General features: G+C 72.5%; 17 protein-coding genes. 9 read left to right on the plus strand and 8 right to left on the minus strand.

What is annotated here, in order from left to right:
* Positions 1-4: 4 nt before the first annotated feature.
* Together IF88_RS0109550 and IF88_RS42015 are read right to left on the minus strand one after the other, a co-directional pair.
* Positions 5-1,207, minus strand: a complete 1,203-nt coding sequence (locus IF88_RS0109550) for an acyltransferase family protein (RefSeq protein WP_051836656.1) — start codon at positions 1,205-1,207, stop codon at positions 5-7.
* Positions 1,200-2,255: an alpha/beta hydrolase gene (locus IF88_RS42015; RefSeq protein ID WP_078892796.1), complete on the minus strand. Its 1,056-nt coding sequence runs from the start codon at positions 2,253-2,255 to the stop codon at positions 1,200-1,202. Before IF88_RS42015 ends, IF88_RS0109550 begins: the two co-directional genes overlap by 8 nt.
* Before the next feature lie 194 nt (positions 2,256-2,449).
* On the opposite strand from IF88_RS42015, the gene IF88_RS0109560 reads away from it, so the two are divergent.
* Positions 2,450-2,926, plus strand: a complete 477-nt coding sequence (locus tag IF88_RS0109560) for an HIT family protein (protein WP_030709273.1) — start codon at positions 2,450-2,452, stop codon at positions 2,924-2,926.
* A 52-nt stretch (positions 2,927-2,978) separates the two neighbouring features.
* Here the strand turns inward: IF88_RS0109560 and IF88_RS0109565 are convergent, their stop codons facing one another.
* The 5 genes from IF88_RS0109565 to IF88_RS0109585 all read right to left on the minus strand — a co-directional run bounded on the left by IF88_RS0109565 (position 2,979) and on the right by IF88_RS0109585 (position 7,125).
* Complete coding sequence (locus IF88_RS0109565; RefSeq protein ID WP_030709275.1) at positions 2,979-3,602, minus strand: LysE family translocator; 624 nt, start codon at positions 3,600-3,602, stop codon at positions 2,979-2,981.
* A 5-nt stretch (positions 3,603-3,607) separates the two neighbouring features.
* The gene (locus IF88_RS0109570) at positions 3,608-3,997 is read right to left on the minus strand and encodes a nuclear transport factor 2 family protein (protein WP_030709277.1); all 390 of its coding nucleotides are present in this window, start codon (positions 3,995-3,997) and stop codon (positions 3,608-3,610) included.
* A gap of 80 nt (positions 3,998-4,077) precedes the next feature.
* On the minus strand, positions 4,078-5,652 hold the full coding sequence (locus IF88_RS0109575) for a serine/threonine-protein kinase (RefSeq protein ID WP_030709279.1): 1,575 nt from the start codon (positions 5,650-5,652) through the stop codon (positions 4,078-4,080).
* Between the two features lie 326 nt (positions 5,653-5,978).
* Positions 5,979-6,503, minus strand: coding sequence for a MarR family winged helix-turn-helix transcriptional regulator (locus tag IF88_RS0109580; RefSeq protein ID WP_030709280.1), 525 nt, complete (start codon positions 6,501-6,503; stop codon positions 5,979-5,981).
* Positions 6,496-7,125: a DJ-1/PfpI family protein gene (locus IF88_RS0109585; RefSeq protein ID WP_030709282.1), complete on the minus strand. Its 630-nt coding sequence runs from the start codon at positions 7,123-7,125 to the stop codon at positions 6,496-6,498. Before IF88_RS0109585 ends, IF88_RS0109580 begins: the two co-directional genes overlap by 8 nt.
* A gap of 218 nt (positions 7,126-7,343) precedes the next feature.
* On the opposite strand from IF88_RS0109585, the gene IF88_RS0109590 reads away from it, so the two are divergent.
* The 3 genes from IF88_RS0109590 to IF88_RS0109600 all read left to right on the plus strand — a co-directional run bounded on the left by IF88_RS0109590 (position 7,344) and on the right by IF88_RS0109600 (position 10,302).
* Positions 7,344-8,705 carry an aspartate aminotransferase family protein gene (locus IF88_RS0109590; RefSeq protein ID WP_030709284.1) on the plus strand — a complete coding sequence of 454 codons (1,362 nt, stop codon included), beginning with the start codon at positions 7,344-7,346 and terminating at the stop codon, positions 8,703-8,705.
* A gap of 161 nt (positions 8,706-8,866) precedes the next feature.
* Entirely contained in the window at positions 8,867-9,532 is a 666-nt protein-coding gene (locus IF88_RS0109595) for a GntR family transcriptional regulator (protein ID WP_030709286.1), read from the plus strand.
* Between the two features lie 119 nt (positions 9,533-9,651).
* Positions 9,652-10,302 carry a hypothetical protein gene (locus IF88_RS0109600; protein WP_030709288.1) on the plus strand — a complete coding sequence of 217 codons (651 nt, stop codon included), beginning with the start codon at positions 9,652-9,654 and terminating at the stop codon, positions 10,300-10,302.
* 213 nt (positions 10,303-10,515) lie between these two features.
* Here IF88_RS0109600 and IF88_RS0109610 read toward each other — a convergent pair whose 3' ends face one another.
* On the minus strand, positions 10,516-11,262 hold the full coding sequence (locus IF88_RS0109610; RefSeq protein ID WP_199808051.1) for an SLATT domain-containing protein: 747 nt from the start codon (positions 11,260-11,262) through the stop codon (positions 10,516-10,518).
* 279 nt (positions 11,263-11,541) lie between these two features.
* Here IF88_RS0109610 and IF88_RS0109615 point away from each other — a divergent pair, with 279 nt between their 5' ends.
* From IF88_RS0109615 to IF88_RS0109635, 5 genes are all read left to right on the plus strand, one after another.
* Positions 11,542-11,886: a YbaB/EbfC family nucleoid-associated protein gene (locus tag IF88_RS0109615; protein WP_078892798.1), complete on the plus strand. Its 345-nt coding sequence runs from the start codon at positions 11,542-11,544 to the stop codon at positions 11,884-11,886.
* Positions 11,887-11,921: 35 nt separating this feature from the next.
* Positions 11,922-12,521 (plus strand): recombination mediator RecR, encoded by a 600-nt coding sequence (recR, locus tag IF88_RS0109620; RefSeq protein ID WP_030709293.1) that lies wholly within the window; start codon positions 11,922-11,924, stop codon positions 12,519-12,521.
* Positions 12,514-13,161 carry a DUF5063 domain-containing protein gene (locus IF88_RS0109625; RefSeq protein ID WP_030709295.1) on the plus strand — a complete coding sequence of 216 codons (648 nt, stop codon included), beginning with the start codon at positions 12,514-12,516 and terminating at the stop codon, positions 13,159-13,161. Before recR ends, IF88_RS0109625 begins: the two co-directional genes overlap by 8 nt.
* A gap of 157 nt (positions 13,162-13,318) precedes the next feature.
* Positions 13,319-14,593, plus strand: coding sequence for an aspartate kinase (locus IF88_RS0109630; RefSeq protein ID WP_030709298.1), 1,275 nt, complete (start codon positions 13,319-13,321; stop codon positions 14,591-14,593).
* The gene (locus IF88_RS0109635) at positions 14,590-15,663 is read left to right on the plus strand and encodes an aspartate-semialdehyde dehydrogenase (RefSeq protein ID WP_030709300.1); all 1,074 of its coding nucleotides are present in this window, start codon (positions 14,590-14,592) and stop codon (positions 15,661-15,663) included. The genes IF88_RS0109630 and IF88_RS0109635 overlap by 4 nt, the downstream gene beginning before the upstream one ends.
* The last annotated feature ends 100 nt before the right edge of the window (positions 15,664-15,763 follow it).

The following is a 15,763-nucleotide window of genomic DNA, read 5'->3' on the forward strand; positions in this document are numbered from 1 at the left end:
CAGCCTAGGCATGGGTGATCTCCTCGCTGGGGGCCGTCGTCCGGTGGGAGCCGACGACAATGCGGGCGGTGCCTTCCCGCCTCGGACGGCGGGAGCCCCGCTCGTACGTGCGGAACGCGGCCCAACACACCGTCAGCGCGGCCGCGAACACCGGCAGCCACAGCAGCCGGGCCGCTATCCAGTCCACGGAGTCGGGCACGGTGTGCAGCCCGGGAAGATCGGCCGAGAGCAGCAGCCCGAGCGCGGTGACGGCCATCATGGCGGTCTGGTGCCACAGGAAGACCGTCATGGCGGACAGGTTCACCAGGGCCACCTTCGCCCAGGCCGAAGGCCGCCGCATGGCCCGGGCCAGCGGTTCGCGCACCAGCAGGGCCAGCCCGCACTGGGCCAGTCCGAACGCGGCCGCGGCCAGGGTCGGCGGGTTCAGGTTCGAGACCGTGGCCCCGGGGACGCCCACCATGGACGCCGGGTACCCGCCCCACAGGACCAGCGCGACCGTGGCCAGGGTCCCCGCCCCGAGCAGGAGCAGCGCCGGCCGGCGCCGGGCGAAGGCCCCGCGGGACCAGGCGGCACCCAGGGTGAAGGGAACGAGCCAGCCCGCGGCCACATTGACCCAGCCGATCCACTCGGGGCCGCCGAGGCCGAAGCGCCAGACGTCGACGCCGGCCACCACGGCCAGCGGCCACAGCGGGTTGAGCCGGGCCACGAGCGGGGTCGCGGCGGTGAGCGCGGCGAACACCAGCAGGAACCACATCGGCGACAGCACCAGCTTGACCAGCGCCCGGACGGTGTCCAGCTCCGCCCCGCCGACCAGCATCCCGCCCGCCACGACGGCCCACAGGACGAGCACCGCGGCCACCGGACGGAACAGCCGGCCCAGCCGCTGCCGGACCCACGTGCCGTACGAGACCTGCCGCTCGCGCGCCGCGGCATACCCGCGGGCGGCGACGTGCCCGCCGACGAGGAAGAAGACGGCGAGGGTCTGGAACAGCCAGGACACCGGGGCCAGCCAGGGCATGTGCGCCAGCGGGCTGGTGGTGCTCAGCCGGCCGTCGGTCGCGGTGAGGGCGGTGACCAGCCAGTGCCCGAGGACCACGCCGAGGATCGCGAAGGCCCGCAGCGCGTCCACGGTCCGGTCCCGGCCGGCCGGAGTGGCCGCGTCGATGCCCGTCGCGAGGGCGGACCAGCGGGCGCGGAGCTTACGCATGAGGGGCCTCCGAGGCGGGGGTGGTGCCGAGGACGATGGCGGCCAGGCTCTTGAGGGACTCGGTGCCGGGCTTGAGGTAGTCGCTGTGGCCGGCGGCGCCGGCGGTGAAGGCACGCGCCCCGAAGGCCGGGTCGACGGGGTCGGTGCCGAAGCCGAGCCCGCCGAGCCGGACATGCGGGACGTTCGCCACCCAGTCGCCGCTTCCCCGGCCCGCCCAGACCCGGGCATTTGTCGGCAGGTCCCGGGCGGCCGAGGCCCCCGTACCGGGGCTGCCGAAGAGGGCCATGTCACTGACCGCGGGCCCGGTCGTGGTCCGGGCGCAGACCACGGAACCGTAGGAGTGGCAGAGGAGGGAGAGCTGGGCGCCGGGCCCCGCCATGGCCCTCAACCGATCCAGGAAGGGCGCCAGTTCGGTGGCGGCCACGTCGGCGCGGGCGGCGGTCAGGACGGTCGTGCTGACCGTGCCGGGCGTGTCGTACCCGAGCCAGGCGACCACGGCGGAGTGCGGATGCTCGGCCTGGAGGCGCTGCTGGAGGGCGACGGCCCCGGCCCGGAACCTCTCGTAGGTGTCGAGCGTGGTGTCGGAGCCGGGCACCAGGACGGCGACGCGGTCGGCAGTCTCCAGCTGGCCGAAGACCTCGACCGCGCGGCCCTTGCCGCGGCCGTCGAAGGCGAGGAACTGTGCGGCCCCGGCCGCCTCCATGGTGCGGAGCCTGGCGGCCCGGCCGGTGCGGTCGCCTTCCTGGGCCATGCGGGCCGCCTCGGCGAGATTGGCGCGGTTGGCGGCATACCGGACCTGGGGCGCGGCGTCCTCCACGAACGTGACGGGCGCGGGGGCGGGGGCCTGGGCGGAGGCGGCGGCGGATATGGGGAACACCACGGCCGCCGCGACCAGGGCCGCCAGCAGGGTGCGGCGCATCCGGCCGCCACCGCCTCGGCCCCCTGTCCCGGCCGACCCGGTGGCGAGAGCCGTCCCCGCCCCGCCGGTCACGCCCGCCGTCCCCCTCGTGCCGCCCGCGCCGGCCGCCCCCGTGGTCCCCGTCTTCATGGTGTGTTCCCCCGATATCCGGAAGAGCCGTCAGCGCTCTTCTCTGTTACCGAAGTTAGAAATCCGACCCCGTGGTCGGCGTCACGCCATGGAGCCGTATCCGCACGTAGCTCTCAGGTATGACATGGGTTACCTGCGAGGCGCGAAGAGCGGTGAACAGCCCTGCAACTGCGCTCGGTTAAGGTCCGTACGTGATCGACGAAGACTGGCGCGACGACCGCATCGGCAGCGCGCACCGCGGGGAGAACCCCACCGTGCTCCGCCGTCTCGACTCCGGCTTCGCCGTCATCGGCGACCGGCAGTTCCTGCCCGGGTACTCGGTGCTCCTGACCGACGACCCGGCCGTGACCCGGCTCTCCGACCTGCCCCGGGCGCGCAGGGCCGCGTACCTCGCGGACATGGAGCGGCTCGCCGAGGCCGTCGAGCGGGCCTGCGCGCGGCTCGACCCGGCCTTCCGGCGCGTGAACATCGAGATCCTCGGCAACACCGACCCGTATCTCCACGCCCACATCTGGCCCCGCTACGACTGGGAGCCCGCCGACCGCGTCCGGCTGCCCGTGTGGCTGTACGAGGAGGAGTACCGGCGCGGTGAGCGGCATGCGCTCGGTCCCCGCCACGACGTCCTGCGGGCCGCCATCGGGGTGGAGCTGGACCGGCTGCGCGAGGTCTGAGGGCCGCCCGGCCGCTGTCGCACGTCACCCGTCACCCGTCACCCGCCACCCGTCAGGTCGTCGCCACCCGCACTCCGAAGCCGATCAGGACGACCCCCGTCGCCCGGTCCAGTGCCCTCCGCACGCGCGGCCGGGCGAAGAACCGCCGGGCGCGCGAGAGGACGTACACGTACGTGCCCAGCCAGGCCAGCGTCAGCAGCACGTGGACCAGGACCAGCAGCGCCATCCCCGCCGCCGGGCGCAGGCCGGGCGGGGCGAGGGCGGGCAGCAGGCCGGTGTAGAAGACGGCGATCTTGGGGTTGAGGACGTTGGCGACGAGGCCGGTCCGCCAGGCCCCTCCGGTGCGACGCGCCCCCGGCCGGTCACCCTCCGGGAGCTCGGCCTCCGGGTCCGCGCCCGGCCGCCACAGGGAGCGGATCCCGAGCCAGCAGAGGTACGCGGCGCCCGCGAGCTTCACCGCCAGGTACACCTCGGCCGAGGCGGCGAGCAGCGCCGCGAGCCCCGCCACGGTCAGGGCGCCCCAGATCAGCAGCCCGACGGCGATGCCGGCGACGGTGCGCAAGCCGTCGCCGCGCCCGCGGGTGACGGCCCGCTTCGTGACGATCGCCATGTCCGGGCCGGGGACGAGGGTGAGGAGCGCCAGTACCCCGGTCGCGCCGAGAAGAGCGGTGAGCACGCGGCTCAGTCTGCCACCAGGGGTTCGACGTAGCCCGCCCGCCAGCGTGGGGCGGGGTCCTGGCCGGGGCTGGTCCAGTACTCCCTCGCCTCCACGATCTCCCCGTCCCGCACGGTCCACAGGGAGACGGCCCGGTAGACGACGTGGTCCTGGGGTATCTCCACCTCGGTGACGACGAGGTCGCCGTCGGCCAGGATCCGGATCAGTTCCACGGATCTCTCGTCCGCGTCGCCGTCGTCGCTGTTCACGGCGATGAAGTTGGCGCGCCCCACGATGCGTTCGCCGCTCACGGGCCACTCGATGACCGCGTCCTCGGCGATGAGCCCGCCCACGCCGTCCCAGTCCCGCGCCTCGATCCGCTCCCACAGCTGTGCCACTACCTTCGACGGCTCCATGTGCCGCAGTGTCCGACAGCGCCGTTACACGCAACAAGCTTTGATTGCAGGCTTATTGACCTCGACACAATCGCTGCCCGTCACTGCCGGCGGTAGCCGAGCGGAGGGTTGTCGCTGCCCGCCAGCTCCCGCTGCAGGGTGCCGTCGGGCAGCAGCCGGAGCCGGCTCCAAGCGCCCGCCGTGCAGGTCGGCGGGGCGCCGGAGGTGACGGTGGAGGCGTCGAGCGCCACGGGATCGGGGGCGTCGCGCAGGGGCGCCGTCCAGGCGCAGGCGAAGCCCGGGTCCTCGACGGAGAGGGACATCACCGGGTCGCCGACCGCGCCGCGGGTGAGGGTGAGCCGCCAGGTCTGGCTGCCGTGGGTGGCGTACCAGGTGCCGAGGTACGCCTCGGGCAGTCCGCCGGCCGCGGAACCGGAACCGGAACCCGAAGCGGAAGCAGGACTGGGAGTGGACGGGGACGGGGTTCCGGGCGTCGACGCGGTCGGCTTACGGGTACTGCCGACGGGCGGTCGGGGATCCTCGGCCCCGCTCATCACCGCGTACACCGTGCCGGCGGACAGGACGGCGACGACCGCCGCCACCGCCAGGAGCAGGGCGGTCGACGCCGTCCAGGGCCGGGGCGTGGGCTCCGCCGCCACCGGTGCGTACGCCGAGTAGGCGGGGGGCATCGGCGGCGCCATCGGCATCCGGGCCGGGGCGGCGGGCGTCGGCCGGTCCGGGCCGGCGTCCTCGCGGTCCAGCAGCTGTACGGCGTGCCGTCCGAGCCGGGCCACCAGCGGGCCGGGAAGCCAGGGCTCCAGGGCCCTGCCGTCGGCTACGGTGTCGCCCGCGCCGACCCTTGCCAGTACCTCGGCGGGCCCCGGCCGCGCCGCGGGATCGCGGTGCAGGCAGTCCCGTACGAGGTCGTGCAGTTCGGCCGGTACGCCGGCCAGGTCGGGCTGCGCCTCGGTGCTGCGGAGCAGCAGCCCCGCAAGGCCGCCGGGCTGCTCCGCGTCGCCGAAGGGCAGCCGGCCGGTGGCCGCGTACGCCAGGACCACGCCGAGGCAGAAGATGTCGCAGGCGGCGGTCACGGGCTCGCCGCGGATCTGCTCGGGCGCCATGAATCCGGGGGAGCCGATGAGTTCGCCGACGCGGGTCAGGCCACCGCCCGCCGCGTCGCCGGGCTCCGCCGGGGCGCGGGCGATGCCGAAGTCGATGACGCGCGGGCCGTCGAGGGTGAGCAGGACGTTCGACGGTTTCAGGTCGCGGTGGACGATGCCGGCGCGGTGGATGTCCTGGAGGGCGTACGCGAGGCCCGCGGCCAGGATCCGTACGGAACGGGCCGGCAGCGGGCCGAAGTCACGGGCCACGACCTCGCGCAGGCTCGGCCCGGCGACGTAGCCGGTGGCGACCCAGGGGGTCGCGGCCTCGGTGTCGGCGTCGAGGACCGGGGCGGTCCATTCGCCGCCGACGCGCCTGGCGGCGGCTACCTCGTGGCGGAACCGGATGCGGAACTCCTCGCGGGTGGCGAGGTCGTGGTGGACCAGCTTCACGGCGACGGTGCGGCCGCGGTCGGAGCGGGCGAGGTAGACCTGGCCCATGCCGCCGGCGCCCAGGCGGGAGAGCAGGCGGTAGGGGCCGATGTGGTGGGGATCGTGCGGATGCAGGTGTTCCATGCCGGGGTCCCTCCCGTGCCGAGCACTGGCCGAACGGCTCCGCAGGGAAGGACGGTTGGGGGTGCCGGGCGGTTGCTCGGGCCCGGGCGCCGCCGCCGCTTGGCTCGGGCCCGGGGTCGCCCCGCGCCTCGGCCGACGCGGCTCAAGGATCGGGGCTCCGCCCCGGACCCCGCGGCTCAGGCGCGCGCGGGGGAGGGTGCGGCGGGGTCGGACCGTGCGGCTGAAGGATCGGGGCTCCGCCCCGGACCCCGCGCCTCAAACGCCGGCGGGGCTGGATTTTCTGCGGCGCCGCTGGATGTGCCCCCTGCGGGGCTGGATGGTGCGGCTCAAAGATCGGGGCTCCGCCCCGGACCCCGCGCCTCAAGCGCCGGCGGGGCTGGATTTTCCGCGGCCAGGGTGTCCAAGGCCTTGGCCAGGCGTTCCAGGACCTGGGCCGTTTCCGCGAAGGCGGTGTCGCCCAGTTCTGCTGCGAGGCGGGTGGCCAGGGAGGCGTGGCCCGGGCCGATGCGGGCGACCGCCGCGTGCCCCTCCTGCGTCGGGCGCAGCAGTTTCGCGCGGCGGTGGGCGGGGTTCGGGGCGTATTCGGCCAGGCCCTTGGCGACGAGCAGGTCCGCGATGCGCTGCACGCTCTGCCGGGTGATCCCCATGGTCCGGGCGATGCCCGCGACGGGCAGCGGCTCCCGCAGCACCGCCCCCAGTACCTGCCACCAGGCGGCGGTCAGCCCGGCCGGCCGGGCCAGTTCCTCCGAGACGGAGAGGAACTGGCCGTTCAGCCGGAACACCCCGAGCGCGGTGCGGCTCAGCAGGTCCTGGCGGGCCCGGGCGGAGCCGGCCGGCTGCGGTTCAGGCATCGCCGGCCTCCGCCGCCGCCATCAGGACCGGGTACGCGCTCGCGTCCGAGTCGTGGAAGAGCCGGTACCACGCGTCCAGGACGTCCGGTTTGTAGACGTCGAGGCGGGCGAAGACCTCACGGGCGAAGGCCACCGGTTCCGTCGGCCCCGCCGTGATCAGGTCGCCGTCGGTGACCGCGTCGGCCTCGACGTAGCTCTCGGCGCCCCCGTAGCCCGGCTGCGAGGCCAGGTAGAACGAGGCTCCGCTGGTATGGGCCCGGCCGTCCAGCAGGCCCGCGCGGGCGAGGCCGGCGGTGGCCCCGCAGATCGCCGCGACCGGTACGCCGGCGGCCAGGAACTCCTTCGCCTTCGCCGCGAAGGGCGCCAGGTCCTCGCTCGTGTCCCACAGTGCGGCGCCGGTGAGGATCAGCAGCGAGGAGTCCTGCGGCCGCAGGTCGGCCAGGACCTGGTCGGGCAGGACGCGGACGCCGCCCATGGTGGTGACCGGCTGGTCGGCGGCGAGGCCGACCGTGCGTACGACGTGGCCGCGCTGGGTGAGGTGCGCGGTGGTGTGTCCGGTCTCCCAGTCCGCGTACGTGTCGTAGACGGCGAGGTGGACGGGCTTGCGCGAGGTCTCGCTCATGGTGGTCGCCTCCAGCGTCGAATCGAATCCGGCTGCTCTGATCGGGCCCGCCCGGCGAGCCCTTATGACAAGAGGCTGTCATGTGGACAGCATGCTGTCAACGATGTGACCGGGGCATCCGCGTGAGCGGAGGGGCCGACAGACTGCCGAGACCGGCCCCCCACCCGCATACAGTCCGCCGATATCCCTCCCCACCTGCGCACTTCTAGCGTGACGCCATGACCCCTCATGTCACCTCGCACACCCTTGCCGCAGTGAAGGACGCAGACCGGAAGCATGTCTTCCACTCCTGGTCCGCCCAGGCCCTGATCGACCCGCTCGCCGTCGCCGGGGCCGAGGGGTCGTACTTCTGGGACTACGACGGCAAGCGCTACCTCGACTTCTCCTCCCAGCTGGTCAACACGAACATCGGCCACCAGCACCCCAAGGTCGTCGCCGCGATCCAGGAGCAGGCCGCCCGGCTCTGCACCCTCGCCCCCGGCTTCGCCGTGGACGTCCGCTCCGAGGCCGCACGCCTCATCGCCGAGCGGACACCCGGCGACCTGGACAAGATCTTCTTCACCAACGGCGGCGCCGAGGCCGTCGAGAACGCCGTCCGCATGGCCCGTCTGCACACGGGCCGGCAGAAGGTGCTGTCCACCTACCGCTCCTACCACGGGGCCACCGCCGCCGCGATCAACCTGACCGGCGACCCGCGCCGCTGGCCCTCCGACACGGCCGCCGCCGGCGTCGTGCACTTCTGGGGCCCGTACCTCTACCGCTCCGCCTTCCACGCCACCACCGAGGCCGAGGAGTGCGCCCGCGCCCTCGCCCACCTCGCCGACACCATCGCCTTCGAGGGACCGCAGACCATCGCGGCGATCATCCTGGAGAGCGTGCCCGGCACCGCCGGGATCATGACCCCGCCGCCCGGCTACCTCGCGGGCGTGCGCGAGCTCTGCGACCGCCACGGCATCGTCTTCATCCTCGACGAGGTGATGGCGGGTTTCGGCCGCACCGGCAAGTGGTTCGCCGCCGAGCACTGGGACGTCACCCCCGACCTGATCACCTTCGCCAAGGGCGTGAACAGCGGCTACGTACCGCTCGGCGGCGTCGCGATCTCGGCCGCCATCGCCGAGACCTTCGCCACCCGCCCCTACCCGGGCGGACTCACGTACTCCGGGCACCCCCTGGCCTGCGCCGCGGCCGTCGCGACGATCAACGCCATGGAGGAGGAGGGCATCGTCGAGCACGCCGCCCACCTCGGCGAGAACGTGATCGGCCCGGCGCTCGCCGAGATCGCCGAGCGGCACCCCTCGGTCGGCGAGGTCCGCGGCCTGGGCGCCTTCTGGGCGCTGGAACTCGTACGGGACAGGGAGACGCGCGAGCCGCTCGTCCCGTACAACGCGGCCGGTGCGGACAACGCGCCGATGGCCGAATTCGCGGCGGCCTGCAAGGCGTCCGGCCTGTGGCCGTTCGTCAACATGAACCGCACCCACGTCGTCCCCCCGTGCACCATCACGGAAGCGGAGGCGAAGGAGGGTCTGGCCCTGCTGGACGAGGCGCTGACGGTCGCCGACCGCCACACCACGGCCGGCTAGGACCGCCGGGGGCGTACGGGGCCCGGCGAACGGGATGACTGGCCGGTTCGCGCTCGTATGACGGGTCGGTGTAGATCCGCATACCGACCGTTAACCGTTCGGTTTCGGCCGCGCTGTCTGGCCTATGGTGTCCGGAGTCCTACGACAGGAGACGGACCCCTATGCCAGGCAGCGGAGCTGTCACCCGCAACACACTTCGCCAGCAGATCGCGGACGCGCTGCGTGACGAGGTGCTCGCGGGACGCCTGCCTCCGGGGACCGAGTTCACCGTCAAGCAGATAGCCGAGCAGTACGAGGTCTCCGCGACCCCGGTGCGCGAGGCGCTCGTGGACCTCTCGGCCCAGGGGCTGCTCGAACTGGTCCAGCACCGGGGCTTCCGGGTCCGGATCTTCTCCGTGGACGACTTCAGGGGAATGATCGAGGCCCGCTCGCTGGTCGTGGACGGGATCTTCCGCCGGCTCGCCGAGCGCGGCACCGTGCCCGGATCCGGCGAGATGCTGGTGTCGGTACGGCGCCGCGGCGAAGAGGCGCGCAGGGCCGCGCAGAGCGGTTCGCTCGAAGTGCTGATCGGCTACGACCTGCGCTTCTGGCGGGAGCTGAGCGAGCTGGTCGCGAACACGTACATCTCCGAGTTCCTGCACCGCATCCGGGTGCAGTGCTGGGTCTTCGCCGTCCCCCACCTCCAGCGCGAGCCGCAGCTGCGGGAGGCGCTGTGGGACGGGCACGGCGATCTGGTCGACGCGGTCACACTGGCGGACGCCGACGCGGTGCGGCGGATCGTGCAGGGCTACAACGAGCACGCGCTGGCCTGGGCGTCCCGCATCTGAGGGTCCCGAGGTGCCCGGATACGCCCGCACCGTGACCGCAGGTTCTGCGCACCCCTTCGCGGAGGGTGTTCGGCGCACTACGCTGGCCGGATCGGCGACAACGACTGATCGGAGGCCGAGTGGCCTGTGACCTGTGGCTGGTCCCCCTTGTCGACGTGCTGTGCCACAGCCCCGACAACCCCTTCGCGGAAGAGATCGCCTCGTACGACAAGGCGCTGAGCGCGGCCGGACTGCCGTCCGTGCCCGTGTTCGCCTACATGCCGGGCCTGAGCGGGGACGTCGCCCCGGTCGCCGGCTTCGACTACGACGCCCTGCATTTCCTGAGGAGGGCGTACCTGCTCCAGCTCTGCGGGCTGCCGGTGACCCCGGTGGACGAGCTGGGCGGGGACTACGAGCAGCTGCTGGAGATGTTCGAGCCCACGGCGCAGCAGTCGCACCTGGTGTGGCACTACGACCACGCGGGCGCGTACGTGCCGGTGGACTTCGCGGCTCCGCTGGCGAACGAGGAGCTGCTGGCCGGGGGCGGTCCGCTGGGGTCCGCGCAGGGGTTGCTGCGGGAGCTGGCGTTCGTGGCTCCTGCCATCGGGATAGACCCGGGGAACCCGCCGGCCGCGCCGGCTCCGCCGGGGCGGCCGACGTTGCTGGAGGAACCGGCGGGGCCGATTCCGTACGACGACAGTCCCTTTGCGCGTGAGCGGCACGTGTGGCTCGGGTTGCACGCGGCGGCGACCCGCAGTCTGGGTCAGGGCTCGATGATCATCTTCAGCTGACGCCGGTGGGTGGGGGCCGGTGCCGGTGCGAGTGCCGCTGCGCGGAGCCGGTCCCCGCCCGTTTCCACGGGGCTCCGCCCCGGACCCCGCGCCTCAAGCGCCGGCGGGGCTGAAGGATCGGGGCTGCGCCCCAAGCCCCGCGCCTCGAACGCCGGCGGGGCTGGAAGAGCGGGGCTGGAAGAGCGGGGCTGGGTTTGTGCCGGCGGGGCCCGGTCAGCGGGGTTGTTCCGGGGGGCGCTGGCGGGGCATGTTCGGTCGGGTGCCCGGGGGGAGGGGGAAGCGGGCCGGGGGGATGTTCGTGTCCGCGCGGCCCCCGGAGGCGCCCAGGGACTGCATCACCAGGGGGGCGGGGCCCGAGCTGAACTCCACCATCCACTCCGCGGTCTCCGAGCGCACCAGCTCCGTCACGTCCTCCGAGAAGCGCCGCAGCACGGTCAGGCACCGCTCGGCGGCCTCGCTGGCCGTGCCCTCGGTGGGCCCGAGCACCTCGCGCACGTTCTCCGACGCCCAGTCGAACTGGAGGGTCTGGAGTCGCCGCTGCACCGCCTGGGCCGTGGCCACGTTCCGCATCCAGCCGGACGTCAGCCCGAAGAACCGGTCGCAGGCCAGCGCGGCCGCGCCCAGCAGCAGCGCCAGGTACCCGTACGTCGAGGCGCCCGGCGCCGAGCCCGTCAGCTCCAGCAGCGGCATCGCGGCGCCCGTGACGGCGCCCACGGCAGCGGCGACGCGCAGCACCCGCGCGCCCCGGCGCTTCCACGCCCGATCGGCCAGGTACCACTCCGCGGTGCGCAGCGCATCGGCCTCGACCCGCCGGTAGAGCTCGTCGAGCCGCTCCGCGGGTTCGCCCCAGTCCCCGAGGGGGAACGGCCGGCCGGTCAGATCGCCCGCCGCCATCGGTCCGCCGCCCTCCTCCCGGGGATCCCGGGGTGGCCCCTCGGGCTGCATCTCCGGCTGGCTCACCCGGCACTCCCTCTGCCTGCGCTGACGTGTGGTGGTGCGCGTGTGCGCAATGATGCGCATGCTCTTCCTACCTTCGAATGACGGGCGATGGGCGCCGAATCCCGGGATTTCCGCCCGCAAGGAGGTCTCCAGCAGGTACGCGTACGCCCCGTCTCTCACTCGAAAGAGTTGGTCCTCACGGCGTAGGGCGCAGCGCGCGGGGAGCACGTAGGCTCGGATTGACCAAGCGTTGCGAGGTCCCGAAGGCCTGATGGTCCCGACGAATGGAGTGAGTGTCCTGTGATTCCCGGTGGTGGCCAGCCCAACATGCAGCAGCTGCTCCAGCAGGCCCAGAAGATGCAGCAGGATCTCGCGGCCGCCCAAGAGGAGCTCGCACAGGCCGAGGTCGAGGGCCAGGCCGGCGGCGGCCTGGTGAAGGCGACCGTCACGGGCTCCGGCGAGCTGCGCGCACTGGTGATCGACCCGAAGGCCGTGGACCCCGAGGACACGGAGACGCTCGCCGACCTGGTGGTGGCGGCGGTCCAGGCGGCCAACGAGAATGCACAGGCGCTCCAGCAGCAGAAGCTGGGCCCCCTGGCCCAGGGACTGGGCGGCGGCAGCGGCATTCCCGGGCTCCCGTTCTAGCACCCGCAGTACCCAGACAGAGAGAAGGCAGTCCGTTGTACGAAGGCGTGGTTCAGGACCTGATCGACGAACTGGGCAGGCTGCCCGGCGTCGGGCCCAAGAGCGCGCAGCGGATCGCCTTCCACATCCTGCAGGCCGAGCCCACCGACGTCCGCCGCCTCGCGCACGCGCTGCTGGAGGTCAAGGACAAGGTCCGGTTCTGCGCGGTGTGCGGGAACGTGGCGCAGGAGGAGCGGTGCAACATCTGCCGCGATCCGCGCCGCGACCTCACGGTCATCTGTGTCGTCGAGGAGCCGAAGGACGTCGTCGCGATCGAGCGGACGCGTGAGTTCCGGGGCAAGTACCACGTCCTCGGCGGCGCGATCAGCCCGATCGAGGGCGTCGGCCCCGACGACCTGCGCATCCGTGAGCTGCTGGCGCGGCTGGCGGACGGCGAGGTGACCGAGCTGATCCTCGCCACCGACCCGAACCTGGAGGGCGAGGCGACCGCCACCTACCTCGCCCGCATGATCAAGCCCATGGGCCTGAAGGTCACCCGCCTGGCCAGCGGGCTCCCCGTCGGGGGAGATCTGGAGTACGCGGACGAGGTCACGCTCGGGCGGGCCTTTGAAGGAAGGCGACTTCTCGATGTCTGACGCAACGCTGCACGCCCTCGGCCAGGATCCGGACGACTTCGCCGCCTCGATCGCGGACCAGATCGAGTCGTTCATCGTTGCGGTCACCGAGGTGGCCAAGGGCGAGGATCCGGACAGTGCGGTGCCGTTCCTCCTGCTGGAGGTCTCGCAGCTGCTGCTCGCGGGCGGCCGGCTGGGCGCGTACCAGGACGTGATGCCGGACGAGCGCTACGAGCCCGACCTCGGTCCGGAGCCGGACGTGGACGACCTGCGCGAGCGGTTCGCGATCATGCTGGAGCCGGTGGACATCTACTCCGAGGTCTTCGACCCGTACGAGCCGCGCAAGACCCCGGTGGCACACCGGATCTCCGACGACCTGGCCGATGTGGTCGCCGACCTGCGGCACGGGCTCATCCACCACCAGTCGGGCCGCATCACGGAGGCCCTGTGGTGGTGGCAGTTCTCGTACTTCACCAACTGGGGCCCGACGGCCTCGGCCACCCTGCGCGCCCTGCAGTCGCTGATCGCGCACGTGCGGCTGAACCAGCCCCTCGCCGCCCTGGACGGCCTGGACACGGACGAGGACCTCACCGAGGAAGACCTCGCGGAGCAGGCCGGGCAGGTCATGGCGGAGGAGCTGGGCGGCTTCAGCCGCAAATGAGGCCGGGCCGGCAAAGCCGCAGGCCCACGGCAAGCAAGGGCTCGGTGCGGGAACCGGTTCTCTGATCTTTTCGTCTCATGATGTGGTACGAAGCGGTCGGATCACGGTCGCTCGTTACACTGCACCAGCAATGAGACGGACTGAGCGAGGAGCGCACGTGGGCCTTGTCGTGCAGAAGTACGGAGGCTCCTCCGTAGCCGATGCCGAAGGCATCAAGCGTGTCGCCAAGCGGATCGTGGACGCCAAGAAGAACGGCCACCAGGTGGTCGTCGTGGTTTCCGCGATGGGCGACACGACGGACGAGCTGATCGATCTCGCCGAGCAGGTTTCGCCGATGCCTGCCGGGCGCGAATTCGACATGCTGCTGACCGCCGGAGAGCGGATCTCCATGGCCCTGCTGGCCATGGCGATCAAAAACCTGGGCCACGAGGCCCAGTCGTTCACCGGTAGCCAGGCAGGCGTGATCACCGACTCGGTCCACAACAAAGCGCGCATCATCGATGTCACGCCGGGCCGTATCCGCACCGCGCTGGACGAGGGCAACATCGCCATCGTCGCCGGCTTCCAGGGCGTGTCCGCGGACTCCAAGGACATCACCACCCTCGGCCGGGGCGGCTCGGACACCACGGCGGTCGCGCTCGCGGCGGCCCTGGACGCCGAGGTCTGCGAGATCTACACCGACGTCGACGGCGTCTTCACCGCGGACCCCCGCGTCGTGAAGAAGGCGAAGAAGATCGACTGGATCTCCTCCGAGGACATGCTGGAGCTCGCCGCCTCCGGTTCCAAGGTGCTGCTGCACCGCTGTGTCGAGTACGCACGCCGATACAACATCCCGATCCACGTCCGCTCGTCCTTCTCAGGACTGCCGGGCACCTGGGTCAGCAACGAGAATCCGCAAGGGGACGAGCAGGTGGAGCACGCCATCATCTCCGGAGTCGCTCACGACGTCTCCGAAGCCAAGATCACGGTCGTCGGCGTCCCGGACAAGCCGGGCGAGGCCGCGGCGATCTTCCGCGCCATCGCGGACGCCGAGATCAACATCGACATGATCGTGCAGAACGTCTCGGCGGCCTCGACGGGCCTCACCGACATCTCCTTCACGCTCCCCAAGACCGAGGGCCACAAGGCCATCGACGCGCTGGAGAAGGCGAAGGGCCAGATCGGCTTCGACTCCCTGCGCTACGACGACCAGATCGGCAAGATCTCCCTGGTCGGCGCCGGCATGAAGACGAACCCGGGCGTGACCGCCTCGTTCTTCCAGGCCCTGTCCGACGCGGGCGTCAACATCGAGCTGATCTCCACCTCCGAGATCCGCATCTCGGTCGTCACCCGCCAGGACGACGTCAACGAGGCCGTCCGCGCCGTGCACACGGCGTTCGGCCTCGACTCCGACAGCGACGAAGCCGTCGTCTACGGAGGCACCGGACGATGACCGCGACCCGGTCCTCCACCCCGGCACTCGCCGTGGTCGGGGCGACCGGAGCAGTCGGTTCGGTCCTGCTCCAGATCCTGTCCCAGCGGGCGGACGTCTGGGGCGACATCCGCCTGATCGCCTCCGCGCGCTCGGCCGGCCGCAGGCTGGCCGTCCGCGCGGAGGAGACCGAGGTGCTCGCCCTCACCGAGGACGCCTTCGACGGCCTCGGTCCGGGCGACGTCGCGCTCTTCCTCACCCCGGCCGAGGTCTCGGCCCGGTGGGCGCCCGTCGTCACCGCGCGCGGCGCGGTCGTCGTCGACCAGTCCGCCGCCTTCCGGGCGGACCCCGAGGTCCCGCTGGTGGCGCCCGAGGTCAACGGGCACGCCGTGCGGAACCGGCCGCGCGGGATCGTCGCCGGGCCGGACTGCGTGACCGCCGCCATGATCGCGGCCCTGGGCGCGCTGCACGCCGCGTACTCCCTCACCGGGCTGGTGGTCTCCTCGTACCAGGCCGCGAGCGCCGCCGGCCGGCCCGGCTCCGAGGCGCTGCGCCGCCAGCTGTCGCTGGTCGCGGGGACCGCCCTCGGGGAGCAGACCGGTGACGTCCGCCGTGCCGTGGGTGAGGACACCGGCCCCTTCGCCGGTCCCCTCGCCCTCAACGTCGTGCCCTGGTCCGGAGACCTGCGCGAGGGCGGCTGGTCCTCGCACGAGCTGGCGGTACGGGCCGAGACGCGCCGGATCCTGCAGCTGGAGCAGCTCCCGGTGTCGGTGACCTGTGTCCAGGTGCCGGTGCTGACCGGGCATTCGCTGACCGTGCGGGCCCGGTTCGCGAACGAGGTGGGGGCCCCGCACGCGCGGGAGATCCTGGAGGCCGCGCCCGGCGTGGTGCTCGTGGACGATCCCGCGGCGGGGGAGTTCCCCACCCCTGCGGACGCCGCCGGAACGGATCCGGCCTGGGTGGGGCGGGTGCGGGCCTCGCTCGACGATCCCTGCGTCCTGGAGTTCTTCGTGTGCGCCGACAATCTCCGCAGGGGCGCCGCGCTGAATGCCACGCTGATCGCGGAACTGATCGCAGGTGAATTTGCGTAATTCGCTTTGTAGGATCGGTGCTGATCCCTTGATCAAGGTGATGGCCCGACTGCCGTCTCGATAAGACGGGGCAAATCGGGAAGAGCGGGTACGCATGAGG

Origin of the sequence: Streptomyces sp. NRRL F-2580 (assembly GCF_000720115.1) — a bacterium.
In the GTDB taxonomy this organism is placed as follows: Bacteria; Actinomycetota; Actinomycetes; order Streptomycetales; family Streptomycetaceae; genus Streptomyces.

Excerpts from the sequence above, each read along its gene's own strand:
- IF88_RS0109580 (WP_030709280.1), bottom strand. The coding sequence starts at position 6,503 with ATGCCTGAACCGCAGCCGGCCGGCTCCGCCCGGGCCCGCCAGGACCTG.
- IF88_RS0109595 (WP_030709286.1), top strand. The coding sequence starts at position 8,867 with ATGCCAGGCAGCGGAGCTGTCACCCGCAACACACTTCGCCAGCAGATC.
- IF88_RS0109625 (WP_030709295.1), top strand. The coding sequence starts at position 12,514 with ATGTCTGACGCAACGCTGCACGCCCTCGGCCAGGATCCGGACGACTTC.
- IF88_RS0109570 (WP_030709277.1), bottom strand. The coding sequence starts at position 3,997 with ATGGAGCCGTCGAAGGTAGTGGCACAGCTGTGGGAGCGGATCGAGGCG.
- IF88_RS42015 (WP_078892796.1), bottom strand. The coding sequence starts at position 2,255 with ATGAAGACGGGGACCACGGGGGCGGCCGGCGCGGGCGGCACGAGGGGG.
- IF88_RS0109590 (WP_030709284.1), top strand. The coding sequence starts at position 7,344 with ATGACCCCTCATGTCACCTCGCACACCCTTGCCGCAGTGAAGGACGCA.
- IF88_RS0109575 (WP_030709279.1), bottom strand. The coding sequence starts at position 5,652 with ATGGAACACCTGCATCCGCACGATCCCCACCACATCGGCCCCTACCGC.
- IF88_RS0109635 (WP_030709300.1), top strand. The coding sequence starts at position 14,590 with ATGACCGCGACCCGGTCCTCCACCCCGGCACTCGCCGTGGTCGGGGCG.
- IF88_RS0109585 (WP_030709282.1), bottom strand. The coding sequence starts at position 7,125 with ATGAGCGAGACCTCGCGCAAGCCCGTCCACCTCGCCGTCTACGACACG.
- IF88_RS0109550 (WP_051836656.1), bottom strand. The coding sequence starts at position 1,207 with ATGCGTAAGCTCCGCGCCCGCTGGTCCGCCCTCGCGACGGGCATCGAC.